The following is a 19,042-nucleotide window of genomic DNA, read 5'->3' on the forward strand; positions in this document are numbered from 1 at the left end:
AAGTTAGGCAGAAACTATAGCCCAATCGACTCTAGTCTTTTACCTTGAGTCTCTTCACCTAATATCAAAATCACTAAAGCTACGGCAAGTAAAACCACAGTAAACATCATAAAAACGTGATTAAAGCCGTTTTTAGCAACCATCATATGGGTCACGACCATTGGCGCGACAATTCCACCAATACGTCCCATTGCCGATGCCCAACCCGAACCAAACGCCCGAATATTGGCTGGATATTGTTCTGGTGTATAGGTATATAACACTCCCCATGCGCCCAAATTAAAGAATGACATGAGACAACCCCAAAACATAATGCTATTTACGCTGTCGGCTTGTCCAAAGAAATATGCAGATAAGGCACAAAAACCGATAAATGCCGCGAGTGTAATTTTTCGACCTAAACGTTCAACAAACCAAGCCGCTGCCAAGTAGCCCGGTAACTGCGCCAAAATCATAAGCAATACATATTCAAATGATTTAACAACATCGTAGCCTTGTTTCACCAATAAACTCGGCAACCAAGTAAAGATACCGTAATAGGAATACACAATTCCAAACCAGATCAGCCAGAGCATTAAACTTCTACGAGCAAATTGACCACTCCAGAGTTGTTTAAATGAAACTTTTTGTCGCATCGCCACAGGCACGACTTCGATATGATGCACAATTTGCACGCATGCTTCGGCTTCTAGTTTTTGTACCAGTGCATGTGCTTCTTCAATACGACCACGGTTAATCAAATACGGTATCGACTCAGGGACTTTTTTCCAAATGACTAAAATATAAATAAGTGGTAGGCCACCCATAAGAAAGGCAATATGCCAGCCAAATTTAGGAATAATAAAATAAGAAATGAGCGCTGCGACTAACCAGCCTAATCCCCAAAAGCTTTCAAGCAGAACGATAAATCTTCCACGAACATGAGCAGGAACATATTCACTGACCAGTGTAACTGCTACAGGTAACTGACCACCTAGTCCTAGGCCCACAATAAACCGAAAAATTAATAGCCACTTTAGATCTGGAGCAAAAGCACATAAGGCTGTAGCAATACTATAGATTGCCATCGTGATCGCAAATACAGTTTTCCGACCAAAACGATCTGCCAAGGCACCAGAACAAACTGCTCCGATAGCCATGCCCACAAAGCCGATACTAACAATCCAACCGCTTTCAGCCGGTGTTAATGACCAGTCTTTAACAAGGGTTGTCATAATAAAAGCAATAATGCCGGTATCCATCGCATCAAACATCCATCCCAGCCCTACTACCCATAAAAGTGTGTAGTGAAATTTGCCGATTGGAAGATTTTGTATACGTGAAACCAGATCCATAGGATTAACTCTACTGGAAAGATTAAGTGAGCAAGACCATATATAGAATTGTTATATCATGCCCACATGAAGTTCTGAATGATTAATGTTCGTCGGTAGAAGAAGCCGACTCTGCATCATCATCTTTATAAATAAATTTAGGCATTTCCAACCCAAAATAAATGGCAATCAAACGTAAAGTAAAGCCGAAAATTAGGGTCGAAATAACAGTTAACTCTAGACTTAATCCTATATCCTGACAGACCCAATAACAGATCACTGCCACAAAAGAAATACTCGCGTAGAGTTCACGGCGGAAAACAAATGGCACATCGTTACATAAAATATCACGTAAAATACCACCCGAAACCCCAGTCAAAACACCTGCTACGGCTGAAACGACAAAGCCATGCCCCATTTGTAAGGCAATCTGACAACCAATAATGGTAAAGCCAATCAAACCTAAAGCATCAAGTACCAAGAAAATGTTATGTAAATGGCGCATCCATTTAGCAATAATGATGGTAACAAAGGCAGCGCAACACGTTAAAACTAAATATTCAGGATGCTTCACCCACGTTAAAGGATAGTGCCCAAGTAGTACATCACGTACAGAACCACCACCCAAAGCTGTTACACAGGCAATCAGTACAACACCGAACCAGTCCATACTCCGTCGCCCAGCAGACAATGCTCCAGTCATAGCTTCGGCAGTAATCGCAATAATATAAATAACGGTGAGTAACATTGCCCTTTCCTTCAGGCCAAACGGTGGGCGTATTTTAAGATAAACTTATAGGAATTGTGCACAGCATTGTTTAAATTTTTTTCCTGAACCGCAGATACAAGGCTGTTTCATAGTGACTTGCATATCCACCGTTGGATCAAGGAAAAACCATTGCTGCTGGTGATACACAAAATGTGAAACTTCATGGTGAATTTGAGCACTTTTTCCATCATGATAATGGGCTTTGAACTCCACCTGTGCATGAGTCTTATCCAACTTTTCTTTGGCTTGGATGACTTCTAAACCCAACCATTGATTTTGTTTACTCCAATCTGCAATAGCCTCTTTATCAAGAGCAGATTGTTGACCTAATGCTGTGGTTTGAACAATATAATCAATTTGTTGTAATGCAAAAGCACTATAACGGGAACGCATAAGTTGCTCCGCTGTCAGGACTTTTACTGTGCCTAAATGTAAAGGCTCACAACATTCTGCATAACTGCCCTTTCCACATGGACAAATTTGTTCTGTCATTAAGTTTCTCAGAAAAAAGATTTACCAAATTTTGGCTAGATGGACGGCGACATGGATGTCGCCTGTTGGTCAGGGGTTACAGGGATGTACCCTCTGACCAACAAAGATTTTTGTTACTTTTCATCTTTGAAAAGTAAGGAGGTTTGCCTAATCAAACTTAATCGAGTCTAAATCACCTTATAAGGCTGTATGGCAAAATAACTCTTTAATTGTATTAAAAATTAATCTTTTGATTCATCTTGTTCGATAGAAACAATATGAACTTTCTCGATTTTATGGCCTTCCATAGTTACAACTTCAAAGCGATAACCATCCGCTTCCACAGTTTCACCATTTTCAGGTAAACGACCTAAATGGAATAACAAATAACCAGATAAAGTAGAATATTGTTCACTTTCATCTACCAAGTCACGACCAAGTAAAAGAGATACGTGGCGAATATCTGTTGAACCTTCAAGTATTAAAGAACCATCTTCTAAGCTTTCAGCTGCTGCATCTAGTTCATCTTCATCAGGGAACTCACCTGCAATAGCTTCTAAAATATCAATTGGTGTCGCAATACCTTCGATTGAACCATATTCATTTAGAACAATGGCCATTTGTAAAGGAGCCTGACGTAATTGCTCCATCACCATAAGCACTTGAGCATTTTCATGCACAATAACTGGTTCACGTAAATGCTTTTGGAAATCGACAACACCCGTTTCAATAAAGTTATTTAAAACTTTATGCGTAAGCGCGATACCTTCAATATTATCAAGTTCACCACGAGCAACAATTAAACGTGAATGTGTCATCGACATTAAACGTTCTTTCAAAACTTCTGGTTCGTCGTCTAAATCAATCCATTCAAGTTCAGGTCGTGGAGTCATCACCGACTTTACTGGACGTTCAGATAACCCAAGTACACCTTGTACAAGCACACTGTGGTAAACACCGTTTTCTTCGTCAAAAACTTCATCAGCAAAAGCTTGTGTAGCCAATACATCTTCGTTATCAACCGTTTGGGCATCGGAAGTAGAACTGCTATTTTTACTGCCTAACATGCGTAAAACTGCAGATGCTGTGCGATAACGTAAATCTGTAGTAGTGACTAGCTTTTCTTGATTGCGGCGCATGGTTTGGTTGATCATTTCGACTAAAATCGAGAAACCAATCGCAGCATATAAGTAACCCTTCGGAATATGGAAACCAAAACCTTCCACCACCAAAGAGAAACCAATCATCATTAAGAAGCCAAGACACAGAATAACGACTGTTGGGTGCTTATTTACAAAGTCCATGAGTGGTCTCGAAGCCCACAACATGATACCCACAGCAATCACAACAGCAACCATCATGATTGACAGCTCTTTCACCATACCCACCGCAGTAATTACGCTGTCTAATGAGAATACGGCATCAAGCACAACAATCTGGACAATAACCATCCAGAACGCGGCATGGACTGGATTATCTTCTTTATGAAGCTGTTTACCTTCCATTCGCTCATGCAATTCCATGGTGCCTTTAAATAACAAGAACACACCACCGAATAATAAAATCAAATCACGACCAGAGAATGGATGATCAAAAATATGGAAAAGCGGTTGGGTGAGTGTCACAACCCAAGCAATTGAAGCCAAGAGGACAAGACGCATTCCCAAAGCGAGTATTAAACCCACTATACGTGCCTTAGTACGTTGTTCTGGCGGTAATTTTTCAGCCAAAATAGCAATAAAGACGAGGTTATCGATCCCTAGTACGATTTCAAGAACAATTAATGTAGCTAAGCCTACCCAAGCAGACGGATCAGACATCCATTCAAAGATCATTGATCCTGCTCCTGTGCTGGGTGGATTTTATCTTTATTGGGCAACGCAACAGGCGTACCTAGACAAAGGGGAAATAATGTTTTTTTAGGACAAGAAATTAAAACGGAGCGACTACAACCACTACCCATATTTGTTCATATGTTGTTAAACGAATTTTCAGTATAGGCAAGATTTAACATAAATTCATCATTTTTATTTGATCATTATATGTATTCACCAAACCCATACAAAACATGGGTCTTTCCTATAAAACTGCTTATAAAGTTGTCATATTTTTTGCTTAGTGTAGACAAGAAATATGAACGTGATAAGGTGAAAATAAAGCAATGAATAGCGTATTAACAATGGCAGTAAACGATTCACCAATAACATCTGTAAAAACAACACAACCTCTTATTGCATTATATTGTGGCTCACGAGCAGGAAATAAGCCGATTTATCGAGAAAAGGCAATTGAATTAGCCAGCGGAATAGCTGAACAAGGTTTTGGTTTAGTCTACGGCGGTGCTAGCATTGGTTTAATGGGTCAAGTCGCTGAAAGTGTACTTGCACATGGTGGAGAAGCTGTAGGAGTCATTCCTGAATTTATGCTTGATTATGAAGTCGCACATGCAGGACTAACCGAATTGCATGTGGTCGAAACCATGCATGAGCGTAAAGCCATGATGGCAGAGCGTGCAAGTGCATTTATTGCATTACCTGGCGGTTTAGGAACATTCGAAGAAATTTTGGAAATTGCGACTTGGGGCCAACTCAATCAGCACCAAAAACCCATGATTTTATATAACGTAAATGGTTTTTATAATGCATTAATTGCCCAGCTAGATCATGCGGTTCAAGAAGGTTTCCTTCCCCTTCAACACCGAGCAAAAGTAATTGTATGTGAAGAAATCGATCAAATTTACAACGTCATCCGAAACTTAAAAATGCCAAAAAGATTTGTTGTGTAAACTCTCCTCACCCAATAAAAAAAGCGGTTCTTCCGCTTTTTTTGTTTTTACTATTTTCACCGTTGTCTTCAAGAGCAATTAGATTTAGTAAAGGGGTACTCAACATTGTCTTACTTTTTTTACTTTCAATTTGTTTTAAACTAGACCAAAACGTTAACTTTCAAATGTTATGAATGCCACGCCGACTCACCAAGCCTTGCAACCTGAATATCGCTTACTCGTACTTTTGGTGTCTATTGGCTTTTTTATGCAGGCATTAGATACCACAATTGTAAATACTGCTATTCCTGCAATGGCACACCATTTAAATGAAGACCCATTACGTATGCATAGCGTGGTGGTGGCTTATGTTTTGTCAGTTGCTGCCTGCATTCCTTTAAGTGGATGGTTAGCCGATCGGTTTGGCGTTAGAAATACATTTTTATCAGCAATTATTATTTTTACTTTAGCGTCTTTGGGGTGTGGGCTGTCTCAAAGCCTTAATGAACTTTTATTTTTCCGTGTCATTCAGGGCGTTGGGGGTGCATTATTACTCCCAGTTGGTCGTTTATCACTTTTAAAAATTATTCCCCGAACTCAATTCCTAGCTGCTATGAGCCTCATGAGTCTGGCAGGTTTACTTGGCCCTCTCGCAGGTCCAACATTAGGGGGCTGGTTAGTTGAAGTGGCAACTTGGCACTGGATTTTTCTTATTAATATTCCAATGGGTGTACTCGGTATATTAATGACATTAAAGGTCATGCCAAATGTAAAAGAACCTACGGTTAAAACCTTTGACCTTATGGGGTTTGTACTTTTGGTTGTTGCAATGATTGGCTGGTCATTGGGTATTGAATATCTTGCCTCACGTGAATATTCAAAATGGTTCAGTATTTCACTGTTAGTCGTTGGTGTAATCGCAACGCTTTGGTACGCCTATCATTCACATACCCATCAAAATGCATTATTCCGCAGCCGATTGTTTAAAAATAAAATATTTGCAATTGGTATTTTAGGTAATTTCTTTGCCCGTTTTGGTGGCAATGCCTTGCCTTTTGTTTTACCGCTTATGTTGCAAGTGGCATTTGGTTTTGAGCCATTCATTGCGGGTTTAATGATGATTCCATTAGTCTTAGGATCGCTTTTTTCTAAGCCGATTGTTAGACCCATTATTCAGAAAATGGGTTATCGCCGCTTTTTGTTAATTAACACCACATTAGTCGGTCTATGTATTGCATCTTTTGCGATTATGACGGTCGATACTCCTACTGGGTTTAGAGCCCTACACTTTTTCTTGTTTGGTACATTGAACTCATTACAATTTGTGGGCATGAATACACTTACCTTGAAAGATTTGCCTCAACAAGATGCAAGTAGTGGGAATAGTTTCCTATCAATGATTATGATGCTTTCAATGAGTATTGGTGTTGCACTAGCAGGTACCCTCATTAATGTATTTACCGATTACTATGGTACAGCACATGTGACTACCGCCTTCCATGTCACCCTTATTTGTTTAGGCTGTATTAATGTCATTACTGCGCTTATCTTTTGGCAAATTCCAAAAAATACGCCTGTGTAAGCAGTTGCATTTTTAACATGGTTTCTCGCTCGCGAATCACGCTATGATGTGAGCTTCATATTGATACTGAGTTTTGCATGACCAAGCTAGCAAAAACCTTTTCTGCACCACGCTACAACACCCTCATTGGGATTGTTTTAGCTTGTGTTATGGGGGTTCTCACTTACTTCGGTCTGTTCTACCAACAAAAAGCAATTGCTCAAGATTATCCGGTTCAAGGCTTTGATGTTTCTCATCATCAAGAAAATATTAACTGGAAAAAAATATCACCCAAAAAATTCCAATTCGTCTATTTAAAAGCAACGGAAGGCGGTGATTATAAAGATCCAAAATTTCAAGAAAACTGGTTAAAAGCACGCGAACATGGCTTTTATGTTGGGGCTTATCATTTTTACCGTTTATGCCGTGATGGCAAAACACAAGCTGAAAATTTTATTGCAACCGTACCCAACAAACCTGATACCCTTCCTCCTGTTATCGATCTGGAATATGACGGCAACTGTATTAATGCGCACACCAAAGAACAATTACTTAAAGAAATAGGCATCATGCATGACCGCCTAAAACAGCATTATGGCAAACAGCCTATCTTTTATATTTCCAAAACTTTTTACCACATTGTGTTAATAGGAAGTTTCCCTAATACACCTCTGTGGGTCAGAGATTACGAAGGAAAACCTGAGCTTAAAGACAAAAGAAAATGGCTCTTTTGGCAACATAGTAATCAAGGTAAAATTGAAGGCATGACCAAGCCAGTAGACTTAAATGTTTATGAGGGTTCAGTCAAAGAATGGCACCAATTTTTACAGCAGCAAGGCATCGTGAAAGCACAATAATATGCGCAAAATCATTCATATCGATATGGATGCCTTTTATGCATCGGTCGAATTGCGAGAGCGTCCTGATCTAAAGCATCTTCCCGTCGTTATTTCTTCGCATCACCCACGCGCTGTGATTGCGGCAGCTTCTTACCCTGCCCGTGAATTTGGCTTACGCTCTGCCATGTCCATGAGCCAAGCAAGAAAACTATGCCCTCAAGTTGTTATTATTGAGCCTAATTTTGAAAAATATCGTACAGTCTCGGCTCAAATCCATTCAATCTTTCAGCAATATACTCTTCTCATTGAACCTTTATCGCTTGATGAAGCATATTTAGATGTCACTGAGAATTTAAAGCAAATCGCGAGTGCAACCGAAGTGGCTATGCATATTCGGGAAGATATTTTTAGACTAACAGGACTGACCGCCTCGGCTGGTGTAGCACCCAATAAATTCTTGGCAAAAGTCGCGTCTGACTGGAATAAACCGAATGGTTTATGTGTAATAAAACCATCTCAAGTCGCTACTTTTATTCAAGACCTTCCGCTAAAAAAGATTCCTGGCGTGGGCAAAGTTACCCAAGAAAAACTCCAACAGCTTGAATTGCACACACTAGGTGACTTGCAAAAAATTGAAGAAGCGGTTTTAGTTCATCACTTTGGGAAATATGGGCAACAGCTTTATTTATACGCCCAAGGTATTGATAACCGCCCTGTTCAAGCTGAACGTGCTCGTCAGCAAATTTCGAAAGAAACCACATTTGATAGTGATTTAACCCTAACTCAGTGCCAACCTTATTGGCATGGCTTAGCTGAAAAAGTTTGGCAAAGTTTAGAGAAAAAACAACTCCATGCTCGTGGTGTAAATATTAAGCTCAAACTTAAAAATTTTCAGACTTTACAACACAGTAAAAGTTTTAAAACTCCAATCCATTCTCAACAAGATTTGATTCAAGTTTTATTCTTACTTTTAAATGAAATGCACATTCCCGAAAACTTCCAATTTCGTCTTATTGGGATTGGTGTTTATCAGTTACAGACCAAAGCTGACGACTTCCAACTATCATTATTATAATTGATGTTTTTTTATTCAAAAGAACAAGTTTTAGACAAAAACAGTTACCTTTTGATCAAAAATTACAGTAATCTAATTAGCGCATATTCATTACCCATGTATTTGCAACATGCCAAAGCAACCTTACTTTCGGCATATCGTCCTGTGATTGGCGTGACGACCAAATCCGAATATTACAGGGCTCTTCTGATACATGGCTTAGATTTTTTTCATCACAATAATCTACTTAAATTCCTTTGTACTTGCTTGCACCAACCCTACATCTATTCATAAAATCAAAGCTATTCAATAAATACACTTTAGAGCATTTTTATGACGGTAAAGCGTTTACACGTGACTTCACGCTACTGCGAAGTTGCGATCTCAGGTAATTTAGTCCATTTAGCAGGCCAACTCGCTGATGACACCAGTGTAGACATTACGGCACAGACTCAACAAACTTTAGACAATATTGATCGCTTACTTGCTGAAGCTGGTACAGACAAAAGCCATATTCTTTCAGTCATGATTTTTCTAAAAGATATTGAAACAGACTATGCAGCCATGAATGCTGTATGGGATGCATGGATTAGCAAAGAAAATCCACCTGCCCGTACTTGTGTGGAGTCTAAACTTTACGCACCTGACGTACTTGTAGAAATGACTGTCGTTGCGGTACTTCCATAGTTCTTATTGGTTTTAATCAATAAAAAAATGAGCAATATTTACAGTAATATTGCTCATTTTTTATAGTTCAAAAAATTCTAATATCAGCATTTTATTCATATCGTCTTTAATAAACCCTAAAATCAAAATTTTATAATGTCTACTTGTTAAGACTTCACAAAAGCATTTGAGATTCGCTCTAACTGCGGCGTGGCATGTAAAGTTGCCATCTCTGATTCAGGGGTCAATAAATCTCTTCTTAAATCATGATAATCAGGCACACTGCTGTAGCGCAGTACACGGTAACCCGCAAGTTGTAATAAACGGCGTTCATACTGCTGATGTGCACGACGTAAACCATTTTCTTCAAGCATAACCACCACAAAAACTTGGTAATTTTGATCAAGTACCACAAAGTCAGCCGTCATATTTTGATATTTTCGACGGGTGTGAGCATATTTAGTTGTTAATAAAGCATCAAATGAGACATGAGCTAATACAGTAAATTTAGGAAATACCGTTTGTAAACGAGTAAGAGTCATTTGCTCATGACTACTTAATACAGCACGGCGCTTTAAAGCACTGTCTTGTTGGTGTTTTCTTGAGAGGCTTTTCGCCGCCATAATGACAGTCAAAAAGAGTAGTAAGATCGTAATTAAATAGTACATGGGTCTAATCCTTTAAGTTTTTTATAATGATTTTGCTAGATCACGCTTTGTTTTAATTGATAACGACACAGCCGTTTTTTAAAAGGTTCACTTAGTAATTTCACTTGTAGTTATCAAGCTTGGCTTAAATTTAGCCACCCTCAACATTATTTATAATCATAGAGTCAACAACAATCAAGTGCAGCTCGTCAGATTTTGGATATTTATCATTATTCGTTACGTTTTTTGTACTTTAAATCTGCAAAAATCTCACTATACGATTTAAATAACCTCATGAAAAACAAAAAAGGCTCTGTTTAAGAGCCTTTTTTATCATTATCCACGTGCTTTTGACTTTGCTTTACTTTTCCCACCAAACGGTCTCTTCTCACCTGTTTCACGAGGAGGCAAACCAGTATGTTGCGTTAGTACCTGACCTTTTTGGGGACGCTTCTGATTTGAATGATTACTCGTTTGCTGGTTATTTCGTTTAACCGAATCCCCTGCCGTAGACGAGTTTTTCTTACGGGCAGATTTATATTCCCCTTCAGTACCTTTTGGCTGATAAGTCGGAATTAAATGCTGCTTTGAATTACCAATCAAATCGGCACGGCCCATTTCTTTTAAAGCTTCACGAAGTAATGGCCAGTTGTTTGGATCATGGTAACGTAGGAATGCTTTATGCAGACGACGGCGTTTTTCACCTTTTACAATATCAACTTTTTCAGTATAACGAGCAACTTTAGCAAGCGGGTTCTTGCCCGAATAATACATGGTGGTTGCAGTTGCCATTGGTGATGGATAGAACGTCTGTACCTGATCGGCACGGAAACCATTCTTTTTCAACCAAATAGCAAGGTGCATCATGTCATAATCTGAAGTACCCGGATGTGCAGCAATAAAGTAAGGAATGAGATACTGCTCTTTTCCTGCTTCTTTACTGAAACGATCGAACATTTGTTTGAAACGATCATACGTACCAATACCCGGTTTCATCATCTTAGATAACGGGCCTTGCTCGGTATGTTCAGGCGCAATTTTTAAATAACCACCCACGTGGTGTTGCACCAGCTCTTTGACATATTCAGGGTTCAATACTGCAAGGTCATAACGTAAACCTGAACCAATCAGAATCTTCTTCACACCTTTAATTGCACGTGCTTTACGGTAAAGCTGCACTAACGGCGCGTGATCGGTATGTAAGTTTTGACAAACGCCCGGATAAACACAAGAAGGTTTACGACAGTTCTTTTCAATTTCTGGGTCCTTACAATGCAAACGATACATGTTTGCCGTTGGACCACCTAAGTCAGAAATAATACCTGTGAAATTTGGTGCCGTATCACGAATTTTTTCAATCTCACGTAAGATCGAATCTTCCGAACGGTTTTGAATAATACGTCCTTCATGCTCTGTAATCGAACAGAATGTACAGCCGCCAAAACAGCCACGCATAATATTGACCGAGAATTTGATCATATCAAATGCAGGGAAACGCGCATCACCATAAGTAGGATGTGGCAAACGTGCATAAGGTAAATCAAACACATAGTCCATTTCCTCAGTAGTCAGAGGAATTGGAGGTGGATTAATCCAGACATCACGCTCACCATGGCGTTGAACCAAAGCACGGGCATTACCAGGGTTGGTTTCAAGGTGCAAAATACGGTTTGCATGTGCGTAAAGCACTTGATCATTTGCCACTTCTTCAAAAGAAGGCAAGCGAATAACCGCCAACTCGCGTGGAGGTAATTTGTGTTTAATTGCTTTTGAAGGTGCTGGCTTTAATTGAACGATTTGAGTATCGTCATCGAGTTTGTCACCTTCACGCACAATCGGATTTGCAACAATCTCTTTTTGGAAATTTTGATACTGAGCTAAAGAATTACCCTTTTCTTTTTCAACCTCACAGCCATCAATATCTTCTGTCATGACATATGGGTTAATAATTGGGTCAACACGCCCAACCGTATCTACATCATTACTCGCAACTTCGACAAACTTTGCTTTTGATGCTTTGTTATGTTTATTAATAATAAATGCCGTACCACGAACATCTGTAATCTCGTGGATTTTTTCACCTTTAGCCAAACGATGCATCACATCAATAATGGCACGCTCACCATTACCATACATGAGCAAATCAGCTTTTGAGTCCATCAAAATCGAACGACGGACTTTATCTGACCAATAATCGTAGTGCGCAATACGACGTAAACTACCTTCAATACCACCTAATAGCACAGGTACGTCTGGGAATGCTTCACGACAGCGCTGGCAATATACTGTTGCAGCACGGTCAGGACGTTTATTTGGTTCATTGTTTGGAGAATATGCATCATCTGAACGGATTTTACGATCTGCCGTATAACGGTTAATCATCGAATCCATATTACCTGCGGTTACACCCCAAGCAATCGTTGGCTTACCTAAAACGCGGAAGCTTTCAACATTGGTCCAATCTGGCTGCGCAATAATTCCGACACGGAAACCTTGTGCTTCAAGTACACGCCCAATCACACCCGATACAAATGATGGGTGGTCAATATAAGCATCACCACAGACTAAAATAAAGTCACACGCATCCCAGCCGAGTTGGTCCATTTCTTCTCGTGACATCGGCAAAAATGGTGCGGGTTCAAAACACGACGCCCAATATTTGTCGTAATCAAACAGCGCTTTTGGCGCAGTCTGCATGGTGTAGGCAGTAGACATGGCTTGCGAATCTCGGCTAGCAGATGGAGGAGAGACATCTAAAGATGAAAGCCGATCATTTTAACATGAATTTCATTCATTTTCCCTGTTTATAAAACATGCGAAAACAACAATATAGAAATTAATTTGATTAAAGTTTGCTCAATATTTTATTCTTGGAATAAATACGGCGGAACAAAATCCGCCGCAGTTTTAATTTTTTATTTATAAAGCTTAGAACAAAGCTTTTGGCAAACGAATCTGAATAATCTCATTATCATCAGCCAATTTTGCATTACGTCCTGTCGAACCTGGGAAGTTATTATCATTGAAAACGGTAAGCGTTGTACCATTTTCAATAATCACATCTTCAATAGTTTCAAATGGGAAAGCAAAAATCTGTCCCGTACCAATATCCCCTGCTCTAGCTGTGCCATACAACATATTCGGATTAGCAATTTTAATTAAATCAACCAAATCTTCACGGCTTACTAGTTGGCCTGACTCATTTAATTTAATACGAATTAATTTTTTATATCCGCCTAAATTATTCTGGGTCGCATCACGCTCAATAATAATGCCTTCTTTATCATTAAAGAGTTGGAAGTCACCAATATTGGTTGCCTTGCTGTCTAACTGGAACCAATAATATTTCCCTGTATACGCTTTTTTCTTAATGTCGAATTGAGAAATCAGTAGTTGTCTTTCTGTTTCCCGAGTTGATTTAATTGGCTTTTCTATAAGCGGGTAAAGATACTGCCCATCTGGTGAAATTGCCATTCCTTCAAAACCACCACTTTGCTGAACCAAAGGCTCTACAAAATTAATTTGCGCTTTATTAAACTGATTTTGTGGCGAACGTAATTCTTGAGTCGGATTTAATGGATTTGGTAAAGCGATTGGTGCATCTAATAGCACACCGTCCGCTGAAAAATGAAGTAAATAAGGTCCAAACTCATCCCCAATCCAGTAAGTCCCATCATTAGTACGTTGCATAGACTCTGGATCAAAATCAGCACCCGTTAATAAACGCTCCGCTGTATCACCATTCACGATATTAAAAGGAATTAATTTGTTCGGATCACGCAGCTGGATAAAGCTTTGCACAGTTACTTGACCCGTGCCTTTAGCTTTAGTTTTGAAATCAGATTTTAATTTATAAATACGAAGTAAAAAATCTGCTGAATTATCTTGAGTTCCGAAACCGTTATCAGCCATTGCCATATAACTGCCATCTTCATTTTTTAATGCAGCAGAAAAGCCTTGTACAGGTTGACCCTTAAATGGAGGATAAATTCCATTTGCACCTTTCACATATGCCCCAGAGTCTGGGCCAGCCGCATAAGTTTCTACAGGTAATTTGGCAAAAGAAATTAAGGTCGGTTCAGTAACTTTTTCATTAGGTGAAGTTTGTTCTTGATCGTTATCATCATTACATGCCGTCAATCCTAAACTGGCACAGCATAATAATGCGACTAAAGTTTTTTTGCTCATAGTTTTATACAGTTGGTAAAAAATTAAGCAAATTTAATCAAGCTTATATGAAGTTTTTACTTCAAAAAGATGAAATCTTTATGGCGAAAATATGACAAGACTAACTATTTAATAGAACCTTAAAAATTCAGCCTCTTCGCTAAAAACTGATTAAAGTTTTGTTGGCTGATATTCTCCAGCAATTGCTGCTTTTAAAAATTTTTGGAAAGTTGGACATTCCATATGATTTTCAGCAGGACATACAGCAGCATGCTCTAATCCTTGGCTGATAAAATGTAATCGCTTTGCCATATGCTCTAACTGTTCAGCTTTATCTTTTAGTTTTTGCCGATCAAGCTCAGGTTTACCATCTTGCCCAAACATGGTAGCGATCTCATTTAAAGAAAAACCTGCGGTACGACCTAAAGCAATGAGTGCCAATTGATCAAGCACCTGCTTACCATATTGCCGACGTAAACCTTGCCGCCCAATCGACTTAATTAGCCCCTTCTCTTCATAAAAACGTAGTGTAGCGGTTGTGACTTTTGCCTTTTTAGCAACTTCACCAATATCCATAATCACCTCTTGACTTCAAGTGAACTTGAACTTGCACAATAAATTTATCACGTTTCATACGTATAAAAGCAAGGTGTAAAAATGAATACCTCCACATTATTCTTCCAAGCTTTATGTCTTGGTGTTGGTGCAACAGTCATTATGGATATATGGCTGTTAATACTAAAAATATTTAAGATCCCAACCTTAAATTTTGCCTTTCTCGGACGCTGGGTAGGCTGGATGTTTCAAGGAAAACTCATCCATCAATCTATTGCAAAAAGCCCTCAAATTAAGGGTGAATTTTTTTTAGGTTGGGTTGCTCACTATAGTGTCGGGCTAATCTTTTCATTTAGCTTTCTTTTCATTGTTGGCTCAACTTGGCTTAGTCATCCTCAGTTTTTCTCAGCACTAGTATTTGGTGTAGTCACCGTTCTCATCCCTTTTTTTATTATGCAACCCGCCATGGGTAGTGGTTTTGCTTCTTCAAAAACCCCTCGTCCTTTTTTGAACTGCCTAAAAAGTTTGATGAACCATAGTGTTTTTGGTTGTGGCTTATATCTCACTGCAAAACTATTTCAAATTTAGATAAAGAGGAAACTATCCATGAAAACTGTTGCCATTATTTATTATAGTCGCCAAGGTCATACCCAATTTATCGCTCAGCAAATTCAAACTGGTATTTTGAGCCATAAAGATATGAAAGCAGATTTACTCAATGCCGAAGATCTTATCGAGAGCCCAGAGACTCTTATCCAATATGATGGTTTAATTTGGGGATCTCCTACGTATTTAGGGGGGGTATCTTCCAAGTTAAAGCAACTCATGGATGCGACGGGTCCATTATGGAAAAAACAAAGTTTTAAAGGAAAATTAGCGGCTGGCTTTACCGTATCTTCCCTTCCCGCTGGTGATAAACAATCGACACTAATTTCGATTTTTACCTTTTGTATGCAACATGGCATGTTATGGGTCGGCAATCCGATTATGCCTGAGCAACACCAAGGTATTCCTTATACTCAAGCAGCCAATCGTCTCGGTTCATGGTCAGGCTTAATGGCTCAAGCTGAACACGGCAGTAATGCCGATAGGTTTGATGAAGGAGATATTAAAACTGCTCAACAATTTGGAGAAAATTTTGCATTGACCTTAAATGCTTATCAAGGAATATAAAACCATGAAAGCACAGAAACTTTTATTCCTCTTAATTTTATCGGGAATGATGTCTTTTATCGTTTCAGGTATTTCAACTTTTAAAGTAGTAGGACTAAATCATCACTTTGTTTCATTGTGGGTATCAGCTTGGATTATTGCATGGATATTGGCTTTCCCAAGTGTATTGATTTGTGCTCCTATCACCCAGAAACTAGTCGACATCGTATTTAGGTAAGTTGATCTGTAAGTTAAAACGTACAAAAATTGCGGTGATTTGCGGATATTCAGCTTTAGTATTATTTCATAATATATGAATCATAGAGAGACAGGATGTCTCATTGAAGAAGAATAAGAACGCAGGAAGCGGTAGTTGACAGGAGTTAGCTACATAAAGCTGAATACGAAGGAACCTCGACAGGATGTCGGGGTTTTTTCATTTCAATTATACAAAATTCTTACTTTTTAGATGTGCTGAGCAACAGAACTAACATTGATCCGATAAGTACGGCTAAATACCATCATTTTATTTGAAACTTCATTATTGGTTTTGTATTTTGCTTACCCCATCTTTAACCCAAAATCGTTTTGAACCATCACAATTACACATCCTTAGTCTCAAATTTTTCATAATTTTCTTGATGATTATAATGACAGGATGTACAAGCTTAGGCCCTAATAGTGGCTCATTTACTTGGCGTTCAAATAAGCTATCATCTGGTTTACAAAAAGCTTATTCCGTTCCACCGAGTACAGCGAATCGATTGTCTCCTATGATTATTCAAAGTGCTGACAAATATAATGTTCCTCCACTTTTACTCGCGGCAGTTATCAGACAAGAGTCGAACTATAATAGTAATGCCCGCTCTCCGACTGGGGCTGTTGGTTTAACTCAAATTATTCCAAGCTATTGGCAACAAACTTGTACTGGTAATTTGTATGATGAATCTACAAATATCCAATGTGGTGCTTATATTTTAAATCATTACTATCAAACCGCAGATAGCTGGTTTAAAGCCACGGCCTATTATAATGTTGGGCCAACAGGATATGAGCGAAGCTTCTGGACCCGTCACAAAGCGAAAAAATATGCCCGATCTATTAAGCACCATCAAAAAAATTTAAAAAGTGCCTTATAAATAAGCTTAAACAAAAGCCCATCAATAGATGGGCTTTTTATGCGGTTAATTTTATTCGTCAAATAAACCTTCAAATAACACAGAAGACAGATAACGTTCCCCACTGTCTGGCAGAATAACAACAATGATTTTACCAGCATTTTCAGGACGCTCTGCAATTTTTGCAGCGGCTGCTAATGCAGCTCCACTTGAAATACCCACTAAAATACCTTCTTGGGTTGCACAGTTTCTCGCCCATTGAATTGCTTCTTCGCTAGTCACTGGTAAGACTTCATCCACAAGGTCCAAATCAAGATTCTTTGGAATAAAGTTTGCACCAATTCCTTGGATTTTATGCGGTGCAGGGGTAATGTTTTCACCATTTTTGGTCTGAGTAATAATTGGAGATTCAGCAGGTTCAACTGCTACTGAGTACAATGGCTTATTTTGGACTTGTTCAAAATAACGAGAAATACCTGTAATCGTACCGCCAGTACCTACACCAGCAACCAAAATATCAACTTGTCCACCTGTAGCTTGCCAAATTTCAGGACCGGTTGTGTCTACATGGATTTGCGGATTTGCTGGGTTTTCAAATTGTTGTGGTAAGAAATAAACATCTGGTTGCTCAGTTGCTAATCGTACCGCTTCATCAACCGCCCCTTTCATACCTTTCGCGGGTTCAGTTAAAACCAAATTAGCACCTAAAGCTTTCAGTACTTTTCTACGCTCAAGGCTCATACTTGCAGGCATAGTTAAAGTAATTGGATATCCTTTTGCCGCAGCAACAAACGCCAATGCAATACCAGTATTACCACTGGTTGGCTCAACAATGTGCATACCTTCTTTTAATACACCACGTTTCTCTGCATCTGCAATAAGTGCCGCTCCGATACGGCATTTCACAGAAAATGCAGGGTTACGGCTTTCCACTTTTGCTAATACGGTTGCACCCGTTTTAATCAAACGGTTAATACGTACTAAAGGTGTATTACCAATAGCTTCGGCATTATTGGAATATACCGCGATACCTAAATTGTTGGGAGTTGGAAATTGCTGGTCGGTAGACATGTTATATCCTTATTAGATTTGGAATGATTCTGAATCATTATAGGCTTGTCTAATAAACAGGAAAGTAGAAAAAGTTAAGTAATATGAAAAAATGACAGCTACATCTAGTTTAAACAAAATAAAAAAATGAATTAATCAGATCATTAGAACTAACTACCAAACCTCACCCTCTCGCCATTCTGCGCAAATACTATCGTCCTCTGAACGGTGTGATAGGAGATCTTTCATATGGATACTCAAAGGATATAGCATAATTTCATAATCATCAGTCAGATAAGTAGATGCATCTTGTTTGATGTACAAATCACCCCACCAAGTAGTCCAGCCTAATTTTTTATAAAATGCTTCATCTTCCGGTTGTAATGCAGCAAGTCCATATTCCAAGTCAGTTAATGCTTCAACTAAATGTTTTAATAATTGTGATGCCAGCCCCTTACCTCTCATCGTGTAATCAGTGGTCACATACTCTACATAAGCTGTTTTTACATCGGAGCTACTATTTATAGTAAAAACTCTATCCGTCCATAAGGCATGTGAAACAATTTGATTGTCCAATATACCGACGACATGAATAGCCTTTTGCATGAAAGAATATTGGCTCCATGGATCTTCATCAAAAGCAGAAAAACATAACTCAGCAATCTGATGACGTTGATTTTTATCTAGATCTCGGGCTGCGATGATTTTGAACAGCATAGATGAAAACTCAAGTTTAACTATTTATAGATTAAGCAAATATTGGAATATTATGAAATGTTTTTTTATTACAAGGTAATTTACATGACAACTGTGCAAATTTGGTTTTGGAAGTGAGTTTTATATTTATTCCGCGCATAAAAGAACACCCCAATCTCTTTCGAGACCGGGGTGTTTAGAATAATGAGCTGGCGATGAC

At 38.8% G+C, this 19,042-nt stretch carries 19 protein-coding genes and 1 pseudogene; 9 read left to right on the forward strand and 11 right to left on the reverse strand.

Annotation, left to right across the window (positions count from 1 at the left end):
- Positions 1–14 precede the first annotated feature (14 nt).
- From RMA95_RS09240 to RMA95_RS09255, 4 genes are all read right to left on the reverse strand, one after another.
- Positions 15–1,334, reverse strand: coding sequence for an MFS transporter (locus RMA95_RS09240; protein WP_263612724.1), 1,320 nt, complete (start codon positions 1,332–1,334; stop codon positions 15–17).
- Positions 1,335–1,416: 82 nt separating this feature from the next.
- Positions 1,417–2,061, reverse strand: coding sequence for a trimeric intracellular cation channel family protein (locus tag RMA95_RS09245; RefSeq protein ID WP_004699296.1), 645 nt, complete (start codon positions 2,059–2,061; stop codon positions 1,417–1,419).
- Positions 2,062–2,106: 45 nt separating this feature from the next.
- Positions 2,107–2,574: a YchJ family protein gene (locus tag RMA95_RS09250; protein WP_311070234.1), complete on the reverse strand. Its 468-nt coding sequence runs from the start codon at positions 2,572–2,574 to the stop codon at positions 2,107–2,109.
- Positions 2,575–2,795: 221 nt separating this feature from the next.
- Entirely contained in the window at positions 2,796–4,388 is a 1,593-nt protein-coding gene (locus tag RMA95_RS09255) for a TerC family protein (RefSeq protein WP_019456986.1), read from the reverse strand.
- A 326-nt stretch (positions 4,389–4,714) separates the two neighbouring features.
- Between RMA95_RS09255 and RMA95_RS09260 the strand changes: the two genes are divergently transcribed.
- From RMA95_RS09260 to dinB, 4 genes are all read left to right on the forward strand, one after another.
- Positions 4,715–5,338, forward strand: a complete 624-nt coding sequence (locus RMA95_RS09260) for a TIGR00730 family Rossman fold protein (RefSeq protein ID WP_200000060.1) — start codon at positions 4,715–4,717, stop codon at positions 5,336–5,338.
- 169 nt (positions 5,339–5,507) lie between these two features.
- Positions 5,508–6,899, forward strand: a complete 1,392-nt coding sequence (mdtD, locus tag RMA95_RS09265; RefSeq protein ID WP_311070235.1) for a multidrug transporter subunit MdtD — start codon at positions 5,508–5,510, stop codon at positions 6,897–6,899.
- A gap of 77 nt (positions 6,900–6,976) precedes the next feature.
- Entirely contained in the window at positions 6,977–7,735 is a 759-nt protein-coding gene (locus RMA95_RS09270; RefSeq protein ID WP_240288529.1) for a glycoside hydrolase family 25 protein, read from the forward strand.
- Position 7,736: 1 nt separating this feature from the next.
- Positions 7,737–8,792: a DNA polymerase IV gene (gene dinB, locus RMA95_RS09275; protein ID WP_019456983.1), complete on the forward strand. Its 1,056-nt coding sequence runs from the start codon at positions 7,737–7,739 to the stop codon at positions 8,790–8,792.
- Positions 8,793–8,850: 58 nt separating this feature from the next.
- Here the strand turns inward: dinB and RMA95_RS09280 are convergent.
- Positions 8,851–8,913: pseudogene (locus RMA95_RS09280) on the reverse strand (hypothetical protein); the annotation flags it as partial.
- Positions 8,914–9,104: 191 nt separating this feature from the next.
- Here RMA95_RS09280 and RMA95_RS09285 point away from each other — a divergent pair.
- Positions 9,105–9,458 (forward strand): RidA family protein, encoded by a 354-nt coding sequence (locus tag RMA95_RS09285; RefSeq protein WP_004699313.1) that lies wholly within the window; start codon positions 9,105–9,107, stop codon positions 9,456–9,458.
- Between the two features lie 146 nt (positions 9,459–9,604).
- Here the strand turns inward: RMA95_RS09285 and RMA95_RS09290 are convergent, their stop codons facing one another.
- The 4 genes from RMA95_RS09290 to RMA95_RS09305 form a co-directional block, all read right to left on the reverse strand.
- Positions 9,605–10,105 carry a DUF2726 domain-containing protein gene (locus tag RMA95_RS09290; protein ID WP_240288525.1) on the reverse strand — a complete coding sequence of 167 codons (501 nt, stop codon included), beginning with the start codon at positions 10,103–10,105 and terminating at the stop codon, positions 9,605–9,607.
- A gap of 315 nt (positions 10,106–10,420) precedes the next feature.
- Entirely contained in the window at positions 10,421–12,799 is a 2,379-nt protein-coding gene (locus tag RMA95_RS09295) for a YgiQ family radical SAM protein (RefSeq protein ID WP_107973096.1), read from the reverse strand.
- Between the two features lie 213 nt (positions 12,800–13,012).
- Positions 13,013–14,272 (reverse strand): esterase-like activity of phytase family protein, encoded by a 1,260-nt coding sequence (locus tag RMA95_RS09300; RefSeq protein WP_311070238.1) that lies wholly within the window; start codon positions 14,270–14,272, stop codon positions 13,013–13,015.
- 150 nt (positions 14,273–14,422) lie between these two features.
- Positions 14,423–14,827, reverse strand: a complete 405-nt coding sequence (locus RMA95_RS09305) for a helix-turn-helix domain-containing protein (RefSeq protein ID WP_199987906.1) — start codon at positions 14,825–14,827, stop codon at positions 14,423–14,425.
- An 81-nt stretch (positions 14,828–14,908) separates the two neighbouring features.
- Between RMA95_RS09305 and RMA95_RS09310 the strand changes: the two genes are divergently transcribed.
- The 4 genes from RMA95_RS09310 to RMA95_RS09325 all read left to right on the forward strand — a co-directional run bounded on the left by RMA95_RS09310 (position 14,909) and on the right by RMA95_RS09325 (position 17,097).
- Positions 14,909–15,394 carry a DUF2938 domain-containing protein gene (locus RMA95_RS09310; RefSeq protein ID WP_311070239.1) on the forward strand — a complete coding sequence of 162 codons (486 nt, stop codon included), beginning with the start codon at positions 14,909–14,911 and terminating at the stop codon, positions 15,392–15,394.
- Between the two features lie 18 nt (positions 15,395–15,412).
- The gene (locus RMA95_RS09315) at positions 15,413–15,979 is read left to right on the forward strand and encodes a flavodoxin family protein (RefSeq protein WP_311070241.1); all 567 of its coding nucleotides are present in this window, start codon (positions 15,413–15,415) and stop codon (positions 15,977–15,979) included.
- Between the two features lie 4 nt (positions 15,980–15,983).
- Positions 15,984–16,196 carry a DUF2798 domain-containing protein gene (locus RMA95_RS09320; RefSeq protein ID WP_311070242.1) on the forward strand — a complete coding sequence of 71 codons (213 nt, stop codon included), beginning with the start codon at positions 15,984–15,986 and terminating at the stop codon, positions 16,194–16,196.
- Between the two features lie 292 nt (positions 16,197–16,488).
- Positions 16,489–17,097: a transglycosylase SLT domain-containing protein gene (locus RMA95_RS09325; protein ID WP_311070243.1), complete on the forward strand. Its 609-nt coding sequence runs from the start codon at positions 16,489–16,491 to the stop codon at positions 17,095–17,097.
- 51 nt (positions 17,098–17,148) lie between these two features.
- On the opposite strand, the gene cysK is transcribed toward RMA95_RS09325, so the two are convergent.
- Both cysK and RMA95_RS09335 read right to left on the reverse strand, forming a co-directional pair.
- The gene (cysK, locus tag RMA95_RS09330) at positions 17,149–18,147 is read right to left on the reverse strand and encodes a cysteine synthase A (RefSeq protein ID WP_311070244.1); all 999 of its coding nucleotides are present in this window, start codon (positions 18,145–18,147) and stop codon (positions 17,149–17,151) included.
- A gap of 153 nt (positions 18,148–18,300) precedes the next feature.
- Positions 18,301–18,843, reverse strand: coding sequence for a GNAT family N-acetyltransferase (locus tag RMA95_RS09335; RefSeq protein ID WP_311070245.1), 543 nt, complete (start codon positions 18,841–18,843; stop codon positions 18,301–18,303).
- Positions 18,844–19,042 lie beyond the last annotated feature (199 nt).

The organism is Acinetobacter sp. V110_1 (genome assembly GCF_031798975.1).
GTDB lineage: Bacteria > Pseudomonadota > Gammaproteobacteria > Pseudomonadales > Moraxellaceae > Acinetobacter > Acinetobacter nosocomialis_A.

Bases quoted from the DNA above. Each gene is read 5' to 3' on its own strand.
- RMA95_RS09240 (WP_263612724.1), bottom strand. From the start codon at position 1,334: ATGGATCTGGTTTCACGTATACAAAATCTTCCAATCGGCAAATTTCAC.
- RMA95_RS09245 (WP_004699296.1), bottom strand. From the start codon at position 2,061: ATGTTACTCACCGTTATTTATATTATTGCGATTACTGCCGAAGCTATG.
- RMA95_RS09250 (WP_311070234.1), bottom strand. From the start codon at position 2,574: ATGACAGAACAAATTTGTCCATGTGGAAAGGGCAGTTATGCAGAATGT.
- RMA95_RS09255 (WP_019456986.1), bottom strand. From the start codon at position 4,388: ATGATCTTTGAATGGATGTCTGATCCGTCTGCTTGGGTAGGCTTAGCT.
- RMA95_RS09260 (WP_200000060.1), top strand. From the start codon at position 4,715: ATGAATAGCGTATTAACAATGGCAGTAAACGATTCACCAATAACATCT.
- mdtD (WP_311070235.1), top strand. From the start codon at position 5,508: ATGAATGCCACGCCGACTCACCAAGCCTTGCAACCTGAATATCGCTTA.
- RMA95_RS09270 (WP_240288529.1), top strand. From the start codon at position 6,977: ATGACCAAGCTAGCAAAAACCTTTTCTGCACCACGCTACAACACCCTC.
- dinB (WP_019456983.1), top strand. From the start codon at position 7,737: ATGCGCAAAATCATTCATATCGATATGGATGCCTTTTATGCATCGGTC.
- RMA95_RS09285 (WP_004699313.1), top strand. From the start codon at position 9,105: ATGACGGTAAAGCGTTTACACGTGACTTCACGCTACTGCGAAGTTGCG.
- RMA95_RS09290 (WP_240288525.1), bottom strand. From the start codon at position 10,105: ATGTACTATTTAATTACGATCTTACTACTCTTTTTGACTGTCATTATG.
- RMA95_RS09295 (WP_107973096.1), bottom strand. From the start codon at position 12,799: ATGTCTACTGCCTACACCATGCAGACTGCGCCAAAAGCGCTGTTTGAT.
- RMA95_RS09300 (WP_311070238.1), bottom strand. From the start codon at position 14,272: ATGAGCAAAAAAACTTTAGTCGCATTATTATGCTGTGCCAGTTTAGGA.
- RMA95_RS09305 (WP_199987906.1), bottom strand. From the start codon at position 14,827: ATGGATATTGGTGAAGTTGCTAAAAAGGCAAAAGTCACAACCGCTACA.
- RMA95_RS09310 (WP_311070239.1), top strand. From the start codon at position 14,909: ATGAATACCTCCACATTATTCTTCCAAGCTTTATGTCTTGGTGTTGGT.
- RMA95_RS09315 (WP_311070241.1), top strand. From the start codon at position 15,413: ATGAAAACTGTTGCCATTATTTATTATAGTCGCCAAGGTCATACCCAA.
- RMA95_RS09320 (WP_311070242.1), top strand. From the start codon at position 15,984: ATGAAAGCACAGAAACTTTTATTCCTCTTAATTTTATCGGGAATGATG.
- cysK (WP_311070244.1), bottom strand. From the start codon at position 18,147: ATGTCTACCGACCAGCAATTTCCAACTCCCAACAATTTAGGTATCGCG.
- RMA95_RS09335 (WP_311070245.1), bottom strand. From the start codon at position 18,843: ATGCTGTTCAAAATCATCGCAGCCCGAGATCTAGATAAAAATCAACGT.